The sequence below is a fragment of the Chitinophaga sp. YR573 genome (assembly GCF_900110995.1).
Classification (GTDB): domain Bacteria; phylum Bacteroidota; class Bacteroidia; order Chitinophagales; family Chitinophagaceae; genus Chitinophaga.
This window is the reverse complement of sequence record NZ_FOJF01000001.1, coordinates 1,340,702-1,358,588: the sequence shown is the minus strand read 5'-3', so window position 1 is coordinate 1,358,588 and position 17,887 is coordinate 1,340,702. Positions and strand designations below refer to the sequence as shown.

17 protein-coding genes are annotated in these 17,887 nt (G+C 44.2%); 16 read left to right on the top strand and 1 reads right to left on the bottom strand.

What is annotated here, in order from left to right:
- Window positions 1-105: 105 nt before the first annotated feature.
- The 14 genes from BMW86_RS05705 to BMW86_RS05640 all read left to right on the top strand — a co-directional run bounded on the left by BMW86_RS05705 (window position 106) and on the right by BMW86_RS05640 (window position 15,020).
- Complete coding sequence (locus tag BMW86_RS05705; protein WP_177189164.1) at window positions 106-537, top strand: CBS domain-containing protein; 432 nt, start codon at window positions 106-108, stop codon at window positions 535-537.
- Window positions 538-623: 86 nt separating this feature from the next.
- On the top strand, window positions 624-1,061 hold the full coding sequence (locus tag BMW86_RS05700) for an NADH-quinone oxidoreductase subunit A (protein ID WP_089779802.1): 438 nt from the start codon (window positions 624-626) through the stop codon (window positions 1,059-1,061).
- A complete protein-coding gene (gene nuoB, locus BMW86_RS05695; RefSeq protein ID WP_089779800.1) occupies window positions 1,042-1,680 on the top strand; it encodes an NADH-quinone oxidoreductase subunit NuoB in 639 nt (212 codons plus the stop codon). The genes BMW86_RS05700 and nuoB overlap by 20 nt, the downstream gene beginning before the upstream one ends.
- 13 nt (window positions 1,681-1,693) lie before the next feature.
- Window positions 1,694-3,433: an NADH-quinone oxidoreductase subunit C/D gene (gene nuoC / locus BMW86_RS05690; protein WP_089779798.1), complete on the top strand. Its 1,740-nt coding sequence runs from the start codon at window positions 1,694-1,696 to the stop codon at window positions 3,431-3,433.
- 14 nt (window positions 3,434-3,447) lie between these two features.
- Window positions 3,448-3,912, top strand: coding sequence for an NADH-quinone oxidoreductase subunit NuoE (gene nuoE, locus BMW86_RS05685; RefSeq protein ID WP_089779796.1), 465 nt, complete (start codon window positions 3,448-3,450; stop codon window positions 3,910-3,912).
- Window positions 3,913-3,915: 3 nt separating this feature from the next.
- Complete coding sequence (nuoF, locus tag BMW86_RS05680) at window positions 3,916-5,190, top strand: NADH-quinone oxidoreductase subunit NuoF (RefSeq protein WP_089779794.1); 1,275 nt, start codon at window positions 3,916-3,918, stop codon at window positions 5,188-5,190.
- Window positions 5,191-5,201: 11 nt separating this feature from the next.
- Window positions 5,202-7,895, top strand: coding sequence for an NADH-quinone oxidoreductase subunit NuoG (gene nuoG / locus BMW86_RS05675; protein WP_089779792.1), 2,694 nt, complete (start codon window positions 5,202-5,204; stop codon window positions 7,893-7,895).
- Window positions 7,896-7,900: 5 nt separating this feature from the next.
- On the top strand, window positions 7,901-8,848 hold the full coding sequence (nuoH, locus tag BMW86_RS05670; protein WP_317042610.1) for an NADH-quinone oxidoreductase subunit NuoH: 948 nt from the start codon (window positions 7,901-7,903) through the stop codon (window positions 8,846-8,848).
- Between the two features lie 19 nt (window positions 8,849-8,867).
- Complete coding sequence (gene nuoI, locus BMW86_RS05665; protein WP_089783573.1) at window positions 8,868-9,383, top strand: NADH-quinone oxidoreductase subunit NuoI; 516 nt, start codon at window positions 8,868-8,870, stop codon at window positions 9,381-9,383.
- 13 nt (window positions 9,384-9,396) lie between these two features.
- Window positions 9,397-9,915 carry an NADH-quinone oxidoreductase subunit J gene (gene nuoJ, locus BMW86_RS05660; RefSeq protein ID WP_089779788.1) on the top strand — a complete coding sequence of 173 codons (519 nt, stop codon included), beginning with the start codon at window positions 9,397-9,399 and terminating at the stop codon, window positions 9,913-9,915.
- Between the two features lie 4 nt (window positions 9,916-9,919).
- Window positions 9,920-10,228 carry an NADH-quinone oxidoreductase subunit NuoK gene (gene nuoK / locus BMW86_RS05655; protein WP_089779786.1) on the top strand — a complete coding sequence of 103 codons (309 nt, stop codon included), beginning with the start codon at window positions 9,920-9,922 and terminating at the stop codon, window positions 10,226-10,228.
- 7 nt (window positions 10,229-10,235) lie between these two features.
- Window positions 10,236-12,122 carry an NADH-quinone oxidoreductase subunit L gene (nuoL, locus tag BMW86_RS05650; RefSeq protein ID WP_089779785.1) on the top strand — a complete coding sequence of 629 codons (1,887 nt, stop codon included), beginning with the start codon at window positions 10,236-10,238 and terminating at the stop codon, window positions 12,120-12,122.
- Entirely contained in the window at window positions 12,119-13,588 is a 1,470-nt protein-coding gene (locus tag BMW86_RS05645) for a complex I subunit 4 family protein (protein ID WP_089779783.1), read from the top strand. The genes nuoL and BMW86_RS05645 overlap by 4 nt, the downstream gene beginning before the upstream one ends.
- Window positions 13,581-15,020 carry an NADH-quinone oxidoreductase subunit N gene (locus tag BMW86_RS05640; RefSeq protein WP_089779781.1) on the top strand — a complete coding sequence of 480 codons (1,440 nt, stop codon included), beginning with the start codon at window positions 13,581-13,583 and terminating at the stop codon, window positions 15,018-15,020. Before BMW86_RS05645 ends, BMW86_RS05640 begins: the two co-directional genes overlap by 8 nt.
- On the opposite strand, the gene BMW86_RS05635 is transcribed toward BMW86_RS05640, so the two are convergent.
- Window positions 15,017-16,099: a DUF2652 domain-containing protein gene (locus BMW86_RS05635; RefSeq protein WP_089779779.1), complete on the bottom strand. Its 1,083-nt coding sequence runs from the start codon at window positions 16,097-16,099 to the stop codon at window positions 15,017-15,019. The two genes, BMW86_RS05640 and BMW86_RS05635, sit on opposite strands and share 4 nt — an antisense overlap.
- Window positions 16,100-16,291: 192 nt before the next feature.
- Between BMW86_RS05635 and BMW86_RS05630 the strand changes: the two genes are divergently transcribed.
- Together BMW86_RS05630 and BMW86_RS05625 are read left to right on the top strand one after the other, a co-directional pair.
- Window positions 16,292-17,155 (top strand): DMT family transporter, encoded by an 864-nt coding sequence (locus BMW86_RS05630; RefSeq protein WP_089779777.1) that lies wholly within the window; start codon window positions 16,292-16,294, stop codon window positions 17,153-17,155.
- A 31-nt stretch (window positions 17,156-17,186) separates the two neighbouring features.
- Window positions 17,187-17,882, top strand: coding sequence for a hypothetical protein (locus tag BMW86_RS05625; RefSeq protein ID WP_089779775.1), 696 nt, complete (start codon window positions 17,187-17,189; stop codon window positions 17,880-17,882).
- The last annotated feature ends 5 nt before the right edge of the window (window positions 17,883-17,887 follow it).

Here is a 17,887-nt window from a genome sequence, read left to right as displayed (position 1 = left end):
GGAAAAGGGGCAGGAGAGTTGTCTAAATTAAAAATGGCAATTTCTGTTTTTTAGTTAAAAAAAGCCTAACTTAATAGTGTATTAATCTCCTTAAATATTTGTATTATGGATACTGTAAGAGATATCCTGCAAATAAAAGGAAATATGGTGTACACAATCTGCATCACATGCTGTGTGTACGAAGCACTGGAAGTACTTGAAGAAAAGAATCTAGGCGCACTTGTAGTAGTGGACGAAGGTGGAAAACTGATAGGTATATTCACTGAACGGGATTACGCACGCAAAGTTGTCCTCAAAGGACGTTCTTCTAAAGAAACATTAGTCAGGGACATTATGACTGACAGACCGGTATTCGTTACTCCTGATACAAAGATTGAGTATTGCATGCAATTGATGACGAATAAGTTCATCCGCCATCTCCCCGTTATTGAAAACAATGATTTGATTGGCCTTATCTCCATCGGTGACATTCTCAAATATGTCATCAGTAACAAAGACTTCATTATTCAGAATCTCGAACATTACATCGTTAGCTAGTAGCCCTGGATTTAACACCATCTTTCTTTTTTATTAAAGAGTAGAATACACATCAGTATTCCTCTTCAGGAAAAAAAATTTACGTTATGGGAAACGAAATACTAAGTATTCCCCTGTGGCCCCTTTTGCTCTATACAAGCCTGGTAGTGGTATTGATAGCTGCCATCCTTGCGTTATCCTATATATTAGGACAACGACACAACGACCGTGCTACCGGTAAACCTTACGAGGGCGGTATAGAGCAGACAGGGAGCGCACGTATTCGCTTCTCTACACAATTCTATCTGGTTGCCATGTTATTTGTCATCTTCGATGTCGAAGCTGTTTTCATTATGCTTTGGGCGCTGGGTTTATATGACCTGGGATGGCCCGGTTACATTGGTGCCGGCCTGTTCATCGCACAGCTGGTAGTTGTGCTGATCTATGAATGGAGCATTGGAGCACTCGACATAGGCGCAGATGCAAAAAAGATATTAAAAGCTCACAAACTAAAACAACAGCAAAATGAAATGGTGGCTAAGTAAAACAGGCGATCAGTCCGGCCATATCTCGGGCACCGGTAGCATGGAGGATGCCGTCAGCAGAAGTATTATGCTGACTACTGTACAAGACCTGCTGGCATGGGGACGCAAAAATTCTATGTGGCCATTCCATTTTGGCTTGAGTTGTTGCTTTGTAGAAATGGCTACCAGTATCACCAGCAAATATGATGTAGCAAGATTTGGTGCGGAAGTGATCCGTGGTACACCAAGGGAAGCTGATGTGATGGTCATCGCAGGGACCGTCTTTATTAAAATGGTACCTATCATCAAACGGCTTCATGAACAGATGATGGAACCCCGCTGGGTTATTTCTATGGGTAGCTGTGCCAACAGCGGAGGTATGTATGATATATATAGTGTGGTACAGGGAGTGGATAAATTCCTGCCGGTAGATGTATATGTGCCGGGCTGCCCTCCCAGACCAGACGCCTTTATGCAGGGATTGATGCTCCTGGCAGATGCGGTGGGTAAAGAAGCCCGTCCGCTTAGCTGGGCTATTGGTGAACAGGGGGTAATAAAACCAGACATGCTTTCAATGAAAGAGAAAAAACGTGAAGAGCGGACAAAGATGACCTCTTTCAGAGGAATCGACGAAATATAAAATTGGTATAGATATGCAGACTGTTGATCATATTCCCCCTTATTTAATACAACAATTCGGCCCCAACGCTTTTCAACAGCAGATAACTGCCGACGGGGTACTTACACTATGGACCAGTAAGGATATTATTGTGTCTGTTATTCAATATCTGAAATCAAACTCCTTTCCATTCCTGTACGATCTATGTGGCATAGACGAACGGGACCGGGCCGGAAAAGAGCAGTTACCCGTTGCCGACTTTTCCGTTGTTTATCACCTGTTATCATTTAAGCAAAATACTTTCATACGGCTCAAAGTAGCATTGGTTGGCGAATATCCCGCTATACCTTCCATCACCGCCATTTTTAAAAATGCCAACTGGTACGAACGTGAAGTATATGACATGTTTGGTATCCGCTTCGAAGGCCATCCCCACTTACAACGTATCCTGATGCCCCTTACCTGGGAAGGTCACCCACTCCGCAAAGAACATCCGGCAAGAGCAACAGAAATGGGACCATTTCGCCTCTGGGATGAAAAACAAGACATTGAACAGGAAGCCCTGCGCTTCAAACCGGAAGAATGGGGATTACAATCATATAATGAGGACTCCGATTTTATGTTTCTGAACATCGGGCCTCAACACCCCGGTACCCATGGGGTACTGCGTATCATCCTGCAACTGGATGGAGAAGAGATAGTTGATGCGATACCGGAAATAGGCTTTCATCACCGCGGAGCAGAAAAAATGGGAGAACGCCAGAGCTGGCATACCTACATCCCTTATACGGACCGTGTAGACTATCTCGGTGGCGTGATGAATAATCTCGCCTACCTGCTGGCAGTAGAAGAAATGGCAGGCATAAAAGTGCCTGAAAGAGTCAAAGTGATCAGGGTCATGTTATGTGAATTATTCCGTATTAACAGTCACCTCGTTTGGTTTGGAACATTTGCACAGGATCTCGGGCAACTATCCCCCGTCTTTTATATGTTTACCGAAAGAGAAAAAATATTCGATATCATTGAAGCCATCTGTGGCGACCGCATGCACCCCAACTGGTTCCGCATTGGCGGAGTAGCCCAGGACCTGCCCACAGGATGGGATAGACTTGTACGTGAATTTGTAGACAATTTTCCGAAGCAGCTGAAGCAATACAATAATATGGTATTGCGCAACAGTCTGATAAAGGCCCGTACCAAAGGCATTGGTATCTATACCCTGGAAGAAGCCATTGAATGGGGCATAACAGGCCCCGGACTGAGAGCCTGTGGTTTCGAATGGGACTTCCGCAAAAAACGTCCTTACTCCGGTTATGAAATGTTTGATTTCGATATTCCCATTGCACAGCATGGCGACTGCTACGACCGCTCTGTTGTGAGAGTAGAGGAAATGAGGCAGAGCCTGCGGATCATAGAGCAATGTCTGAATAATATGCCCGAAGGGAGTTACAAGGCAGACCATCCCTTAACCACTCCTCCCATTAAAAAACATACTATGCAGGATATAGAAACCCTCATCACCCACTTCCTGAACGTAAGCTGGGGGCCAGTTATCCCCCCGGGAGAAGCCATGAGTTGCATAGAAGCTACTAAAGGAGCAAACAGCTATTACCTGACCAGTGATGGTAATACTTCATCATATCGCACACGTATACGCACCCCCTCATTTGCACACATGCAGATGGTACCGTATATCAGTAAAGGTTATACAGTGGCAGACCTGCTTTCCATCCTCGGAAGCGTGGATTATGTACTGGCAGATATAGATAGATAGTGAAATAAAATTTTATGCTTACAGCAATAGAAAAAAAAGCAATAGATCACGAAATAGAACTGGTGCCCTATAGAAAAGCATCGGTGATTGAAGCATTGAAAATTGTGCAACAACACCGTGGTTGGATCAGTGATGAAAGCGTTGAAGAAATTGCTGCCTATCTGGAAATAAGTCCTGCAGAAGTAGATAGCGTGGCTACCTTCTATAATCTCATCTTCCGTAAACCGGTAGGCAGACATATCATTCTCCTGTGCGACAGTATCTCCTGTTATGTAATGGGATACCGGCTGTTACATAAGGCGCTGGAAGAAAAACTGCATATACGTATGGGCCAGACAACTGATGATAACCGTTTTACATTGCTCCCAAATGTATGTCTCGGTTGTTGTGATCACGCTCCTGCTTTAATGATAGATAAAGATTTATACAGAGATATAGAACCGGCGCTGCTGGATGACATTTTAAAAAAATACGCATAATAAATGGAACGTCCGCTTACCAGTAATATTTACCCCGATCGTCCGCCACTCAATCTGAAGGAATACGAAAAAGCAGGTGGATATATTGCCTTACGCAAAGCATGTAGCGGGATGTCTCCGGCTGCCCTGCAAAAGCTGGTACAGGACAGTAATCTGAAAGGACGTGGTGGAGCTGGCTTTAACACTGGTATAAAATGGAGTCTCGTTCCAATGGGAGATGAGGCACCTCATCCTAAATACCTGATTGCAAATGCAGACGAAATGGAGCCAGGCACTTTCAAAGACAGGGTGTTACTGGAAGGCAATCCACATCAACTGATAGAAGGAATGATTCTGGCCGCCTACGCTATCCAGGCAGACATCGCTTATGTATTCTTACGCTGGGCTTATCATGAAGCGGCAGCACTATTGCGTAAAAGTATTCAGGAAGCATATGATGCCGGATACCTTGGCAAAGATATCCTGGGAAGCGGGTTTCACCTGGATATGCACCTCCATACCGGAGTAGGCCGCTATATGTGTGGAGAAGAAACTGCTTTACTGAATGCGCTGGAAGGCAAACGTGCTACCCCCAGGGCCAAGCCTCCTTTCCCGCAAGTCAGTGGATTATTTGGCAAGCCTACTATCGTGAATAATGTAGAAACACTTTGTTGTATCCCACATATCGTAAACAATGGAGCCGATTGGTTTAAGGGTTTGAGTTATAGTGAAGACGGTGGTACAAAACTATATGGTGTGAGTGGTAAAGTGAAAAAACCGGGTGCCTGGGAACTGCCCATGGGCATTACTATGCGCGAACTGATAGAAGAACACGCAGGAGGTATGAAAAGCGGCTTTCAGTTAAAAGGGGTATTACCGGGCGGAGCATCCACAGACTTTCTGACGGTACAGCATCTGGACATCAAACTGGATTACAAATCTGTTGCAGCAGCAGGCAGTCGTTTAGGTACCGGAACAATGATCGTAATGGATGATGGCACCTGTCCTGTTGGTTTTGTACATAACCTGCAGCATTTCTTTGCACAGGAAAGTTGCGGATGGTGTACTCCCTGCCGTGAAGGGTTACCCTGGGTAGAAAAGATCCTCCTGGCCATGGAAAAAGGTGAAGGCCGGAAAGAAGATCTTGAACTACTGCAGATGCATACACAATTACTGGGACCAGGTAATACTTTCTGCGCACTGGCACCCGGTGCGATGGAACCATTACAGAGTGCCTTAAAATATTTCCGTGATGATTTCGAAAAACATATAGACCATAAAAAATGTCCGTATGACTAACAATATTCACCATGCCTACAATTTATATTGATAATAAACCCTTCGATGTAAAAACAGGTAAAAACCTGTTGGAAGCCTGTCTGAGTCTGGGCCTTGATCTCCCATACTTCTGCTGGCATCCTGCCATGGGCAGCATCGGCGCCTGTCGCCAGTGTGCCGTAAAAGTATTTAAAGACGAAGAAGATACACGTGGACGGATCGTGATGAGTTGTATGGAAGGTGTGAAAGACGGATTACGTGTATCTATAAACGATGAAACAGCCAAAGCCTTCCGCTCACAGGTGGTAGAATGGCTGATGACCAATCATCCCCATGATTGCCCGGTATGCGATGAAGGAGGTTCCTGCCATCTGCAGGATATGACTGTGATGACAGGCCATAATTACCGGCGTTACGAGTTTAAAAAACGGACCTATACCAATCAATACCTCGGTCCCCTGATCAATCATGAAATGAACCGTTGTATACAGTGTTACCGCTGTGTACGTTTTTACAAGGATTATGCAGGAGGGAAGGATCTCAATGTTTTCTCCGCACATAATCATGTTTATTTCGGCAGGGAAAAAGAAGGGATATTACAAAGCCCCTATAGCGGGAATCTTGCAGAAGTATGCCCTACCGGGGTCTTTACAGATAAAACATTAAAAGAACATTATACCCGGAAATGGGACCTCACCAATGCGCCTTCTGTTTGTCAGCATTGTAGCCTTGGCTGTAATGTAATTGCCGGTGAACGTTATGGTCAACTGCGTAATATTGTAAACCGGTATAATGGTGAGGTGAACGGTTATTTCCTGTGTGATAAAGGACGTTTCGGATATGAATTTGTCAATAGTGAAAACCGGATCACACAACCACTTATCCGCAATCAAACTATAGAAGCAACAACCCATGATAAACTGATACAACATGTGGGCAAACTGGTGTCCGGACATACCCTGATAGGTATTGGCTCGCCAAGGGCTTCTCTGGAAAGCAACTATGCCCTCCTTGAACTGGTAGGTAAAGAAAACTTCTACCAGGGCATACCGGATGACCTGGCATATGTTGAACAAAAAATAGTGGACGTTCTGCAATCCGGCGCTATCCACACGCCTTCCCTGAAGGAAATAGAACAGGCGGATGCAGTACTGATATTGGGTGAAGACATCTGGAATACGGCATCTGTTATGGCGCTGGCAGTGCGTCAGTCAGTGATGAAGACCGCCGCAAATCATACAACAGAACAGATCCCGCTTCCTTCCTGGCATGATATGGCCATTAAAGAACTGGTGCAGGAGACCAAAGGATTTCTGGCAAATATGACGGTACTGCCTTCGCAACTTGATGAAATAGCAGCCACCTCCATGCGGGCAGCACCAGATGATCTGGCAAGGCTGGGCTTTGCGATAGCTCATATCCTCAACCCATCCCTGCCTGAAGTTCCTGATGCGGGGGAAATGATTAACACCCAGGCAACAATCATCAGTAAAGCTTTACAGCAAGCCAAACACCCTGTGATCATTACCGGTACTTCCTGCTGGAGCAATGCCCTGATCAGGGCCGCGTTTGACATTGCAGCGGCGTTGAATGGAGGACTGGCCTTCGTACTGCCGGAATGCAATAGTCTGGGACTGGCTATGATGCGTGCACCTTCTTTTGATAAAGCGGCTGCCCATGTACAGCAGACAACAAACACTACTGCTATTATCCTGGAAAATGATCTCTATCGCTGTATCCCTGCCATCGAAGCAGATGCTTTCTTTAGCAGGTGTAAAAATATCATCGTACTCGATACATTACATAACCGTACTACAGAAAGGGCGCATGTCCTGATTCCGGCGGCTACTTTCGCCGAAGCGGATGGTACTTTCGTGAATAACGAAGCCCGTGCACAGCGCAGCAGCCAGGTATTTATGCCGGCCAATAAGGTGATCAGGGAAAGCTTTAAATGGCTATCGGATATCAAGGCATTACAAACAACTGCCGGCAATGGGCATGAAAGACATCCAGACGACTTACTACTGGCATTGGAAAACAGGTTCCCGCAATTTGCCGGTATCAACAAGGTAGCACCACCTCACAACTTTCGCATTCACGGGGCCCGTATTCCCAGGGAATCACACCGGTATAGTGGTCGTACTGCTATTACGGCAAATATGGCCGTAAGCGAGCCCAAACCGCTGCAGGATGATGACTCCTCTCTGTCCTATACAATGGAAGGATACAGGGGATTACCTCCTGCTCCTTTGATCCCCTTCTTCTGGTCGCCGGGATGGAACTCTGGTCAGTCAGTAAACAAGTACCAGCAGGAAGTCGGCGGTATGTTAAAAGGTGGAGATCCGGGCATCCGTTTGTTTGAACAGACAACCACGCTCCCCACTTTCTACCGGGATGTACCGGAAGCATTTGTGCCCCGTCCGGATAGATGGATGCTGCTGCCGCAGTACCACCTCTTCGGATCAGGAGAACTGAGTGTATACACAGCGGGAATTGCATCGCTTTCTTCCGGACCTTATATATCGTTGTCAAAACAGGATGCGGAAAGGAGCCATGTAAAAGACGGGGATATGGTTTCCGTTAAAACGGATGGTAAAACATACACATTCCCACTTTCTATACAGGAATCATTACCGGATGGCATTGTACTGCTACCGGCCGGATTAAGAGGTATGGACGCGTTGAGCTGGGGATCATGGGTAAACATCTCAACAGAAATAGTATGACAGTCATGCAACACATATGGATCGTTTTAGGCGTACTCTTTGTATTCCTGAATATTGCTGCTGGTCTTATCTGGGTAGAACGCAGACTGCTGGCCCTTTGGCAGGACAGGCTGGGACCTAACCGTGCAGGTCCGCTCGGACTCTTTATTGTGCTGGCTGATACGCTCAAACTTTTCTTTAAAGAAGACTGGATCCCACCATTCGCAGACAAACAGGTATTTGTCCTGGCACCTGCCATAGTGGTAGCCAGTGTATTGATGGGCCTTGCAGTCATCCCTTTCGCACCTGGCATTGTAGTGGCAGATCTGAATGTCGGGCTGTTATTTTTTCTTGCCATGTCATCATTGGGTGCTTATAGCATTGTACTGGGAGGTTGGGCATCCAATAACAAATATTCCCTGCTTGGCGCCTTACGTGGTGCCTCACAGATGATAGCATACGAAGTGTTTATGGGACTTTCCGTGATGGGTGTGGTAATGTTGAGTAAGTCTTTTAATCTGACAGCTATTGTAGAAGCACAGCAACACGTTTGGTTTGTTGTTACGCAGCCTGTCGGCTTTATTATTTTCTTTATCGCAGGAGTTGCAGAAACCCATCGCCTCCCTTTTGATATACCGGAAGCCGAAAGTGAATTGATCGCAGGCTTCCATGCAGAATATTCCGGGATGAAATTCGGGATGTTCTTCATAGGGGAGTACCTCGGTATTTCACTGATATCAGCAATGACGGTTACCATGTTTTTCGGTGGCTGGCTGGGCCCCGGATTTCTGCCGCCGGTAGTATGGTTCTTCCTGAAGACATTTGCATTTATCGCACTTTTCATCCTGTTGAGGGCTTCACTGCCTCGTCCGCGGTATGATCAGTTGTTAGGATATGGATGGAAAATATTGTTGCCATTGGTATTGGTAAACCTGTTGGTAACCGGTGCCATTGCACTTTGGATCAGATCTTAAAAAAAATAAAAACATCATCATGATAAGTCACCTGCGTACAATGTGGTTGGTCTTCATCCACATCTTTCATAAAAAGGTCACTATCGAATATCCGGAAGAAAGAGCACCACTGGCAGCACGCTGGCGTGGGCGTATTGTGCTGACAAAAGATCCGGATGGAGGTGAGCGGTGTGTGGGCTGTTACCTGTGTGCTGCTGCATGTCCTGTGGATTGTATAGCATTGCAGGCTACAGAAGATGAAGATGGCCGCCGGTATCCGGCATTCTTCCGCATTAATTTTTCCCGTTGCATCTTTTGCGGATACTGTGAAGAAGCGTGTCCGACTTACGCCATCCAGCTTATTCCGGACTTTGAAATGGGAGAGTATAAACGCCAGGACCTCGTGTATGAAAAAGAAGACCTGCTCATTGACAGTCAGGGTAAATATCCTGGTTACAACTTTTACAATGTGGCCGGTATGGATGCAGGTGTGAAAGCAAAAGGAAAGGGAAGCAATGAAGAAGAACCGGTGGATATAAAAAGTTTATTACCCTGAAATAAATAAGAACATGCCCCTTCTTTTTTACATATCATCACTCATTGCGATTCTCGCCACTATTATGGTGATCACCCGGTATAGTCCGGTGCATGCATTATTATATCTCGTCGTTTCTTTTTTGGCCATTGCTGTTATATTTCTCTCGCTGGGAGCTCCTTTCGCAGCCGCACTGCAAGTGATCATTTATGCCGGTGCTATCATGGTGCTGTTCCTCTTTGTAACAATGATGATTAACCTCGGTAAGCAAACCGCATTGCAGGAGAAAGAATGGTTACAACTGAAGGTCTGGATTGGCCCGTCTTTACTGACACTGTTATTACTGGGAGAGATGATCATATTGTTGTTACAACCGCAATCAGCAAGTCTGTCATCCGCCGTAGTGACTCCACGGCAGGTGTCGATGTCGCTGTACGGAGAATATGTTATTGCTGTGGAATTGGTGGGATTTCTGATGATGACAGGCATTGTAGGGGCTGCACATATTGGTAAACATAAGAAAAAGAACCTGCACAGGTTCCTTCAATCATAAAACGATGTTACCTATTCACGCACATACGGTCTTAATAGTTGCTGCCATCCTGTTCGTACTGGGACTGGCGGGTGTATTGATCAGGAAGAATATCATCTTCATGCTGCTTTCCATTGAGATCATGCTCAATGCTGCGGGGCTTGCCTTTGTAGTTGCCGGAGCCAGATGGCAGCAACCGGACGGACAGATCATGTACCTGTTCATCCTTGCTATGGCAGCCGCAGAAGTCTCTGTAGCGCTGGCACTGGTACTACAGATTCATCATCAGCATAAGACATTGGATATTGAACAACTAAAGGAATTAAAAGATTAAGTTTTATATGCAACAATACCTGTATCTGATACCTGCACTGCCCCTCATCGGCTTCCTGGTGTTATCACTGGCAGGGAAATATTTGTCCCGTAATGTCATTGCGGGGATAGGAGCCGGCAGTGTTTGTGTGTCTGCACTTATCACTATCCTGTTAGGCGTCCGTTTCCTGCAATCACCTCCAGGTACAGTATATACCCAGTTGGTATGGCATTGGTTCCTTACAGGGCATTTGTCGGCAGATATAAGTCTGCGCATAGATGCACTATCACTTATTTTTATTTCCATCATTACTTTCATAGGAGCGCTGATCCATATTTATTCTATTGCGTTCATGCGTGATGACCGGGATTATGCACGATTTTTCGCCAGCATGAATCTCTTCGTTTGTGCCATGCTGTTATTGGTGATGGCGGATAACCTGGTATTGTTGTACCTGGGTTGGGAAGGAGTAGGATTATGCAGTTATCTCCTTATCGGGTTCTGGTATGAAACACCGGCCAATTACAGGGCCGCGAATAAAGCCTTTGTGATCACCCGTATTGGAGACACTGCTATGATCATTGGACTCTTTCTTATTTTTAAGGAACTGGGAACATTGTATATCCCGGATATACTCATACAGTCAACACAACATTTTAGCAGCGGTTCCGCTACCATTACGCTCATAGCATTATTGTTACTGTCGGGGGGTATTGGTAAATCGGCACAGCTTCCCCTCCAGACCTGGTTACCGGATGCGATGGCGGGTCCATCCCCGGTGAGTGCTTTGATCCATGCAGCAACGATGGTAACGGCGGGTGTTTATCTCATTTCAAGGATGCATACGATCTTTGAACTTTCCCCGCTGGCGATGCATGTCACGGCAGTAATCGGGGCGGTTACACTCTTCATGGCAGGTTGTAGTGCCATGGTGCAGACCGATATAAAAAGAGTACTGGCTTATTCTACTATCAGTCAGATCGGGTATATGTTCCTGGCCATGGGCGTAGGAGCCTGGAGTGCCGCTATCTTTCATTTTTTTACCCATGCATTCTTTAAAGCATTATTATTCCTTGCTGCCGGCGCTGTTATTGAAACACTACACCACGAACATAACATCTTTAAAATGGGCGGTCTGAGGAAGCAAATGCCGGTCATCTACTACACCTTTACAATTGGTGCGGCTGCATTGGCAGCATTGCCATTAGTCACCGCAGGGTTCTTTAGTAAAGATCAGATCCTCTGGTATGCATGGAGCGCTGCTGGCGGACATCCCGCACTTTGGGCATTAGCACTGATGGGTGCTTTTATCACGGCATTTTATTCCACAAGACTGATACTGGTTGTATTCTGGGGTGAGATGAAGACAACCCCCGGTCATCTTCCCTCAGGTCTAATGACCGTCCCGCTGGTTATCCTGGCCTTCTTTTCAATAGCAGGTGGCTGGATAGAATGGCCGCATAACCTTTTGCATATCTCTCTTTTTTCCGAACAGGTGCAACAGGTATTACCAGCCACTCAACTGAAAACCCATCTGCCGGAGGAAATAGTATTTCAGTTGATTGCAGTAATTGTGTCTCTATTCGGTATTTATACCGGCTATTCGTTATACTACAGGCAAAGTGAGCAGATGACATTGTGGAAGCAATCGGAAAACATACAGGCGCTACGAAATTTCCTGTTGAACGGATGGAAATTTGACCAGCTGTATGATACTTTACTGGTAAAACCTTTCCTGTTCATCACCCGTATTAATAAATCTGATGTAACAGACAAACTATATACAGGCATCGCTGATATTCACCTGCAGCTCAATAAAGGTTTCTCCTTCTTCCAGAATGGCTCTTTAAGGTGGTATGTTGCTGGTGTATTGATTGGTATCCTCTTTATCATCACCTTACAATTATTGCTATGATACTGATCTGGATGATATGCATATTACTTACTGGTGGCATATTATGCTGGCTGACAGCGCAAAGACTACCCTTACTGGCAAAATGGATAGCCTTGCTTACTGTTATCGCGGATATGTTAATTGCATGCTGGCTGTTCCGTGTCTACCAGGCATTTCCGGATAATACATCCTGGTTCATCAATTACCAGGTGAGCTGGATACCGGCAGTGGGCATCGGTTTCCATGTGGCCCTGGATGGATTCAGCCATTTATTATTGCTGCTGACTTTTTTCCTTGGCATCTTAGCCGTACTCTGTTCGTGGAACGAGATCCGCGAAAAAACAGGCTTCTATTTTTTCTGTCTGTTATGGTCACTGGCGGGTATCAGTGGAGTGTTTATAGCGATGGACCTCTTCCTGTTCTATTTCTGCTGGGAGATCATGCTTATCCCTATGTTTTTCCTGATCGTCATATGGGGGGATGCGCGTCGCCGTTATGCCGCATATAAATTTTTCATCTTTACACAGGTAGGCAGTCTGCTGATGTTATTAGCTATACTGGCCCTGTATTTCATTCACGGGCAGCAGACAGGCAACTATACCTTCGATTATTTCAGTCTGCTACATACAGTAACAGAGGGCGCTACAGCAAAATGGATCATGTTTGGATTCCTCTTTGCATTTGCCATTAAACTACCGGTAGTACCTTTTCATAACTGGTTGCCGGATGCGCATAGTGAAGCGCCTACTGCGGGTAGTCTTTTACTGGCGGGTTTATTATTGAAGACAGGGGCTTATGGGATAATCCGTTTCGTATTGCCTTTCTTTCCTGAAGCATCCGTTTCGATTGCCCCATGGATGATCTTCCTTGGTGTTACAGGCATTATCTATGGCGCTTTACTGGCTTTTTCACAAACGGACCTGAAACGTCTGATCGCATATACTTCCGTGAGTCATATGGGTTTCGTGCTGGTGGGTATTTTCTCTTTCAGTAATATAGCGATGCAGGGAGTAGTGATGCAGATCCTTACACATGGTATCAGTACCGGAGCATTGTTCGTGATGGCTGGTATGCTGAAAGAAAGACTGCATACGAGGGATATTACAAAGATGGGCGGCTTATGGACTTCCATGCCGGCACTGGGTGGAGTGGCTATTCTGTTTACAATGGCTTCCGCCGGACTTCCTGCATTGGGTAACTTCATTGCGGAATTCTTTATCCTGTTGGGGGCATTTGCGGCTAACCCTGTCTTCAGTGTGATTGCCACGCTTGGGCTAATTCTTTCTGCCTTGTATTCTTTGCGAATGCTGCAGAAAGTATTCATGGGGCAACGCACTGTTACAGAACCTGTAAAAGATATCAGTGCCAGAGAATTTATCATTATGGCCGCGCTAAGCATCAGTATTCTGGTACTTGGGTTATTTCCGCAGCCTGTAATAGATACGGTGCGTCATTTATCTACTATTCATCCTTCAATCCATGAGTGAACTGCAACTTTTAGCACTGCTTCCTTTTATTGTGTTAGCAATGGCATCTGTCATTGTGATACTACTGATTGCTTTCAGACTGAGTCATACTGTTATCCAGGTAGTTGGATTCCTGATGATGTGCATGGTGGTTTTCGCAACATGGTATGTAAAAGATACATTGCCGAAGGAGATAGCACCGCTTTTTATTGTGGATGGTCAGGCTGCTTTATTCACAGGTCTCATCATTTTCTGTGTATTGGTGATAGGCTTGTTTTCATACATCTATTTTGAAGAACGGGAAGAGAATCCCAAAGAATATTATATCCTTTTATTCCTGGCAACCCTGGGGGCAGCCATACTTACTATCAGTCAGCATTTCATCTCACTGTTCATTGGACTGGAATTATTAAGTGTAAGTTTATATGCCTTGATCGCTTACCTGCGAAACCGTAATAATGCGGTGGAAGCAGGAATGAAGTACCTTATACTGGCAGCCATTTCATCAGCCTTTCTCCTTTTTGGAATGGCACTTATCTATATGGAAACAGGCAGCATGAAATTTGCGGGCATTGCTGCTGCGTTAGGGCCGGCTGGCTCCTCTCCATTATTTCTTATGGGGCTAGGTATGATCATCGTAGCGATTGGTTTTAAACTGGCCCTTGTACCATTCCATCTCTGGGCAGCAGACGTTTATCAGGGTTCTCCTTCCCCTGTTACAGCCTTTATTGCCACCATTTCAAAGATCGGGACATTTGCAGTACTGCTCCGTTTTTCACAGATCATTCATCTGCAAAATTATCCACTGGCGATCACTATTTTTTCTGTCATTTCCATTGCTTCCATGATAGCAGGAAATATTCTGGCACTACAGCAGCAAAATCTTAAGCGTCTGCTGGCCTATTCTTCCATTGCACATTTCGGTTACTTACTGGTGGCATTTCTGCCTGGTAATGAAGCAGGAACAGAAGCCGCCATTTTTTACCTGGTCGCTTATGCTATTACATTATTAACAGCCTTTGGGGTGATCATACTGCTTTCTTCCAGGCAGCGGGAGGCGGAAAGTCTCGATATATATGAAGGACTGATCTGGAAACAACCCATTGTGGCCACTATACTGGCTATTGCATTGTTTTCACTGGCAGGCATCCCATTGACTGCCGGTTTTCTCGCGAAGTTCTTTATACTTTCTGCCGGTGTACAGCAATCTGTGTGGTTACCGCTGATCGTTCTTGTATTGACCAGCGTGATTGGTTTATATTATTATCTGCGTATCATTATTACCCTGTTTTCTTCAAAAGTGTCCACTGAGACTATGCCCAAAACAATACATCCATTTTTTCATATCTCCACTTATATCACATTAGTGATCATGGCAGGTTTGTTGTGTTGGTTAGGGGTGTTCCCGGGTATTATACTCAGTAGTATACGGGCCTTCCTGTTGTTGCATTAAAATTCCAGTGGTAATATCATCTGCATTACTACCGGTTCCAGGTTCTCCAATGACTGATGTAAATTCAATTCCATTTTCTTTTTCTCCCTTAGATTAAAGAGCATTTGCCTTACAAGGTTTTTATGCAGGTAAAAATCCATCCTTAGTCTGGACTTACGATCACCGGTTTTTTCAATCGTATAGTAAGTAGCTCTTTTGCGTTTCTCATCCGTTTCACTGAACAGGATCTTCTCTTCGGGATTATATGAAAAGCTACTGGTATACATCAGCACTTCCTCTCCATTTTCCAATACATGCCGGTGACGGCTGCCAACACCTGGGAGGAAATGTTCCACCTCATCTACAGCTTTCACACCCACCTGCCACTGATGACGGAATTCAAAATGCACCACGGTAAAACAGAGTGTTTTGATATCAACGTTGTATTCCTTTGACACGGAAATCACCTTTACTTTATCAGAAAGTTCTATTTGTGGATCCGGTTCTGGGGGAATCTGTTTTTTCAGCTCATTTAAATGAGTATAGTGAAACAGCACGTTACCATTTTCTGTTTGTTTGGCACTGGTATTCCACTTCATCCATTGTGTCAGGTCCACTGGTTGTGTATCATTAAAGAAATCATCTGTAACCAGCCAGTATTCATGTTGTTCTATATCATTTTTCAACAGTTGATGAGCCACGATGACGTCTTTGCCGATCAGTTTGCTGAAATTCTTTACCTGATAGGTAGTAAACTCACCGTAATGGGTAATCACTTTGAGGCTGAGGTTAATAGCCGCTACACAGGCTCTGCATTGACAGATCTTGCGCTGGTCATAGGCATTCAGATGACGGTGAAATTCACAAAACATTCTTTCCACCTGCCTGTACAATGTATCCAGCTCCAGCGGTGTTCCGAATTTATAAAAGAGGATAGCGTCCCCTTCTATTTCAGATACTTCGAGCCCTGTCTGATTGGCATTAATCAATACCTCCAGTAACTGCTGAATGATATGCTGGCTATGTTCAAGCTCAATTTCGTTAATGAAGCGTGTAAAGCCACTTATATCCGGGATAAAAAGCAGCCCTCTGTTTTCCATTTTTTTTCTTTAAAGGTAATGTTTTTACTATTTTGGTCTCAAATTACAGATATGAACAGAACGAGTTGTCTTCCCCCGCCCAGAGTTTAATAATTAGCACACCTTGTTTATCGTCATTTTGACTGTAGCAACAAGCCGGTTTATTTATTAATCTTTAATTTCTTGTTCTTAAGAACGGGCAGATAATTCTATATGAAAAAATCATATTTGGTCTTACACATTGCAGTAATTCTTGCTGGTTTTACCGGTGTATTTGGTAAGCTCATATCTCTCAACGAAGGGCTCTTAGTCTGGTACAGGGTATTTTTCTCCGCTGTTATCTTATTGATTATATTAAAACTATTCAGAGTAACGACAAATATCAAATTCAAAGAGAAATTTGATATTGCGAAAATTGGGATGTTCATTACTGTTCATTGGGTGTTTTTCTATGCCAGTATCAAGTATTCGAACATCTCGGTGGGAGTAGTCTGTTATTGTTTAACCAGTTTTTTCACTGCCATTTTTGGCCCCCTGATAAATCGGCGCAGGTTTAATTTAACCGAATTGTTGTTGAGTGTGATTACATTGCTGGGTATAGGTTTAATTTTCCATTTTGATTCGTCATATCAGTTAGGTATAGGTCTGGGCGTAATATCTTCAGCTTTTGCTGCGCTGTACACTATATATAATGAGAGACTGGTTAGAACATATGACAGTAGACTAATCAATTATTATCAAATGACGGGAGGGACAGTTGGTCTGGGCATTTTACTTCCTGTATATCTTCATTTCTTTCCTGTAACAAGCATAGTTCCAGGTCTGAAAGATACAGGATACCTGATTTTGTTAGCTTCTTTTTGTACTGTGGGTCTTTACATTTTGTTTGCCGAATCTTTAAAACGCATATCCGCTTTTACAGTGAATCTGAGTTTTAATCTTGAACCTGTATATGCAATTATATTGGCTTTTATATTCTTTAATGAGAGTAAGGAATTGAATCTATCGTTTTATGTTGGGTTACTTTTTGTAATGACTTCTGTCCTGTTACAAACGGTAATTTCAGTTAGGAAATAAGATTAAATCGATATACCTAAATTTAAATAATATGATTAAGTTGACTATTACTTTTATTTTATTAATTGTAAGCTTAAACTCTTTTGCTCAGGTTAATTACCCAACTCATGACAGTGCCTATATTTTTTGGCAGCCTGGTATCACATTGACTTATAATGATTTTAGAGGAGACACGGTTGGTGGAAAGTATACAGAATTGTACAAAAAAGTTGGGTTACAGTCGGAAGCTTACATTGGATTATGGTCAATTCTAGATGTCCCCAAAAAAAAGAAAGATCGGGGGCGGAAATTAGAAAAAGTATATGTCGCACCTGCTTTTGACAAAACAGCATCTTATGCTATTACAAATGATACAATGGAGATAGCGATACAGCAGGTTTATTTTGACATTGCTGAGACCTGGGCCAGGTGGGCGAGACAACAATTGTCCAGGTACCAGGATTCAATGAAAGGATATGGAGTTTCACTTCTTATGTATTCAACTGTTATAAAAGATGCCAAAGCAGGGCGGCAGCAAATGAATAGTGCTTACGCCGAAGACGTTATAATTAGCAAAAAGCAAGGAGCCTTTGAGAAGTGGCGAAAACTTATTGATAATCAATTAAATGAGACAGCCTTATGGGCCACAAAACCGGAAGATTGCTACCGTTTTATAGTAAGAAAGGCAATAGACAAAGAGTATGAGGAATCGCCAGTTGTTGTGGGGGTATTACCCTCCAATCGATAACATAC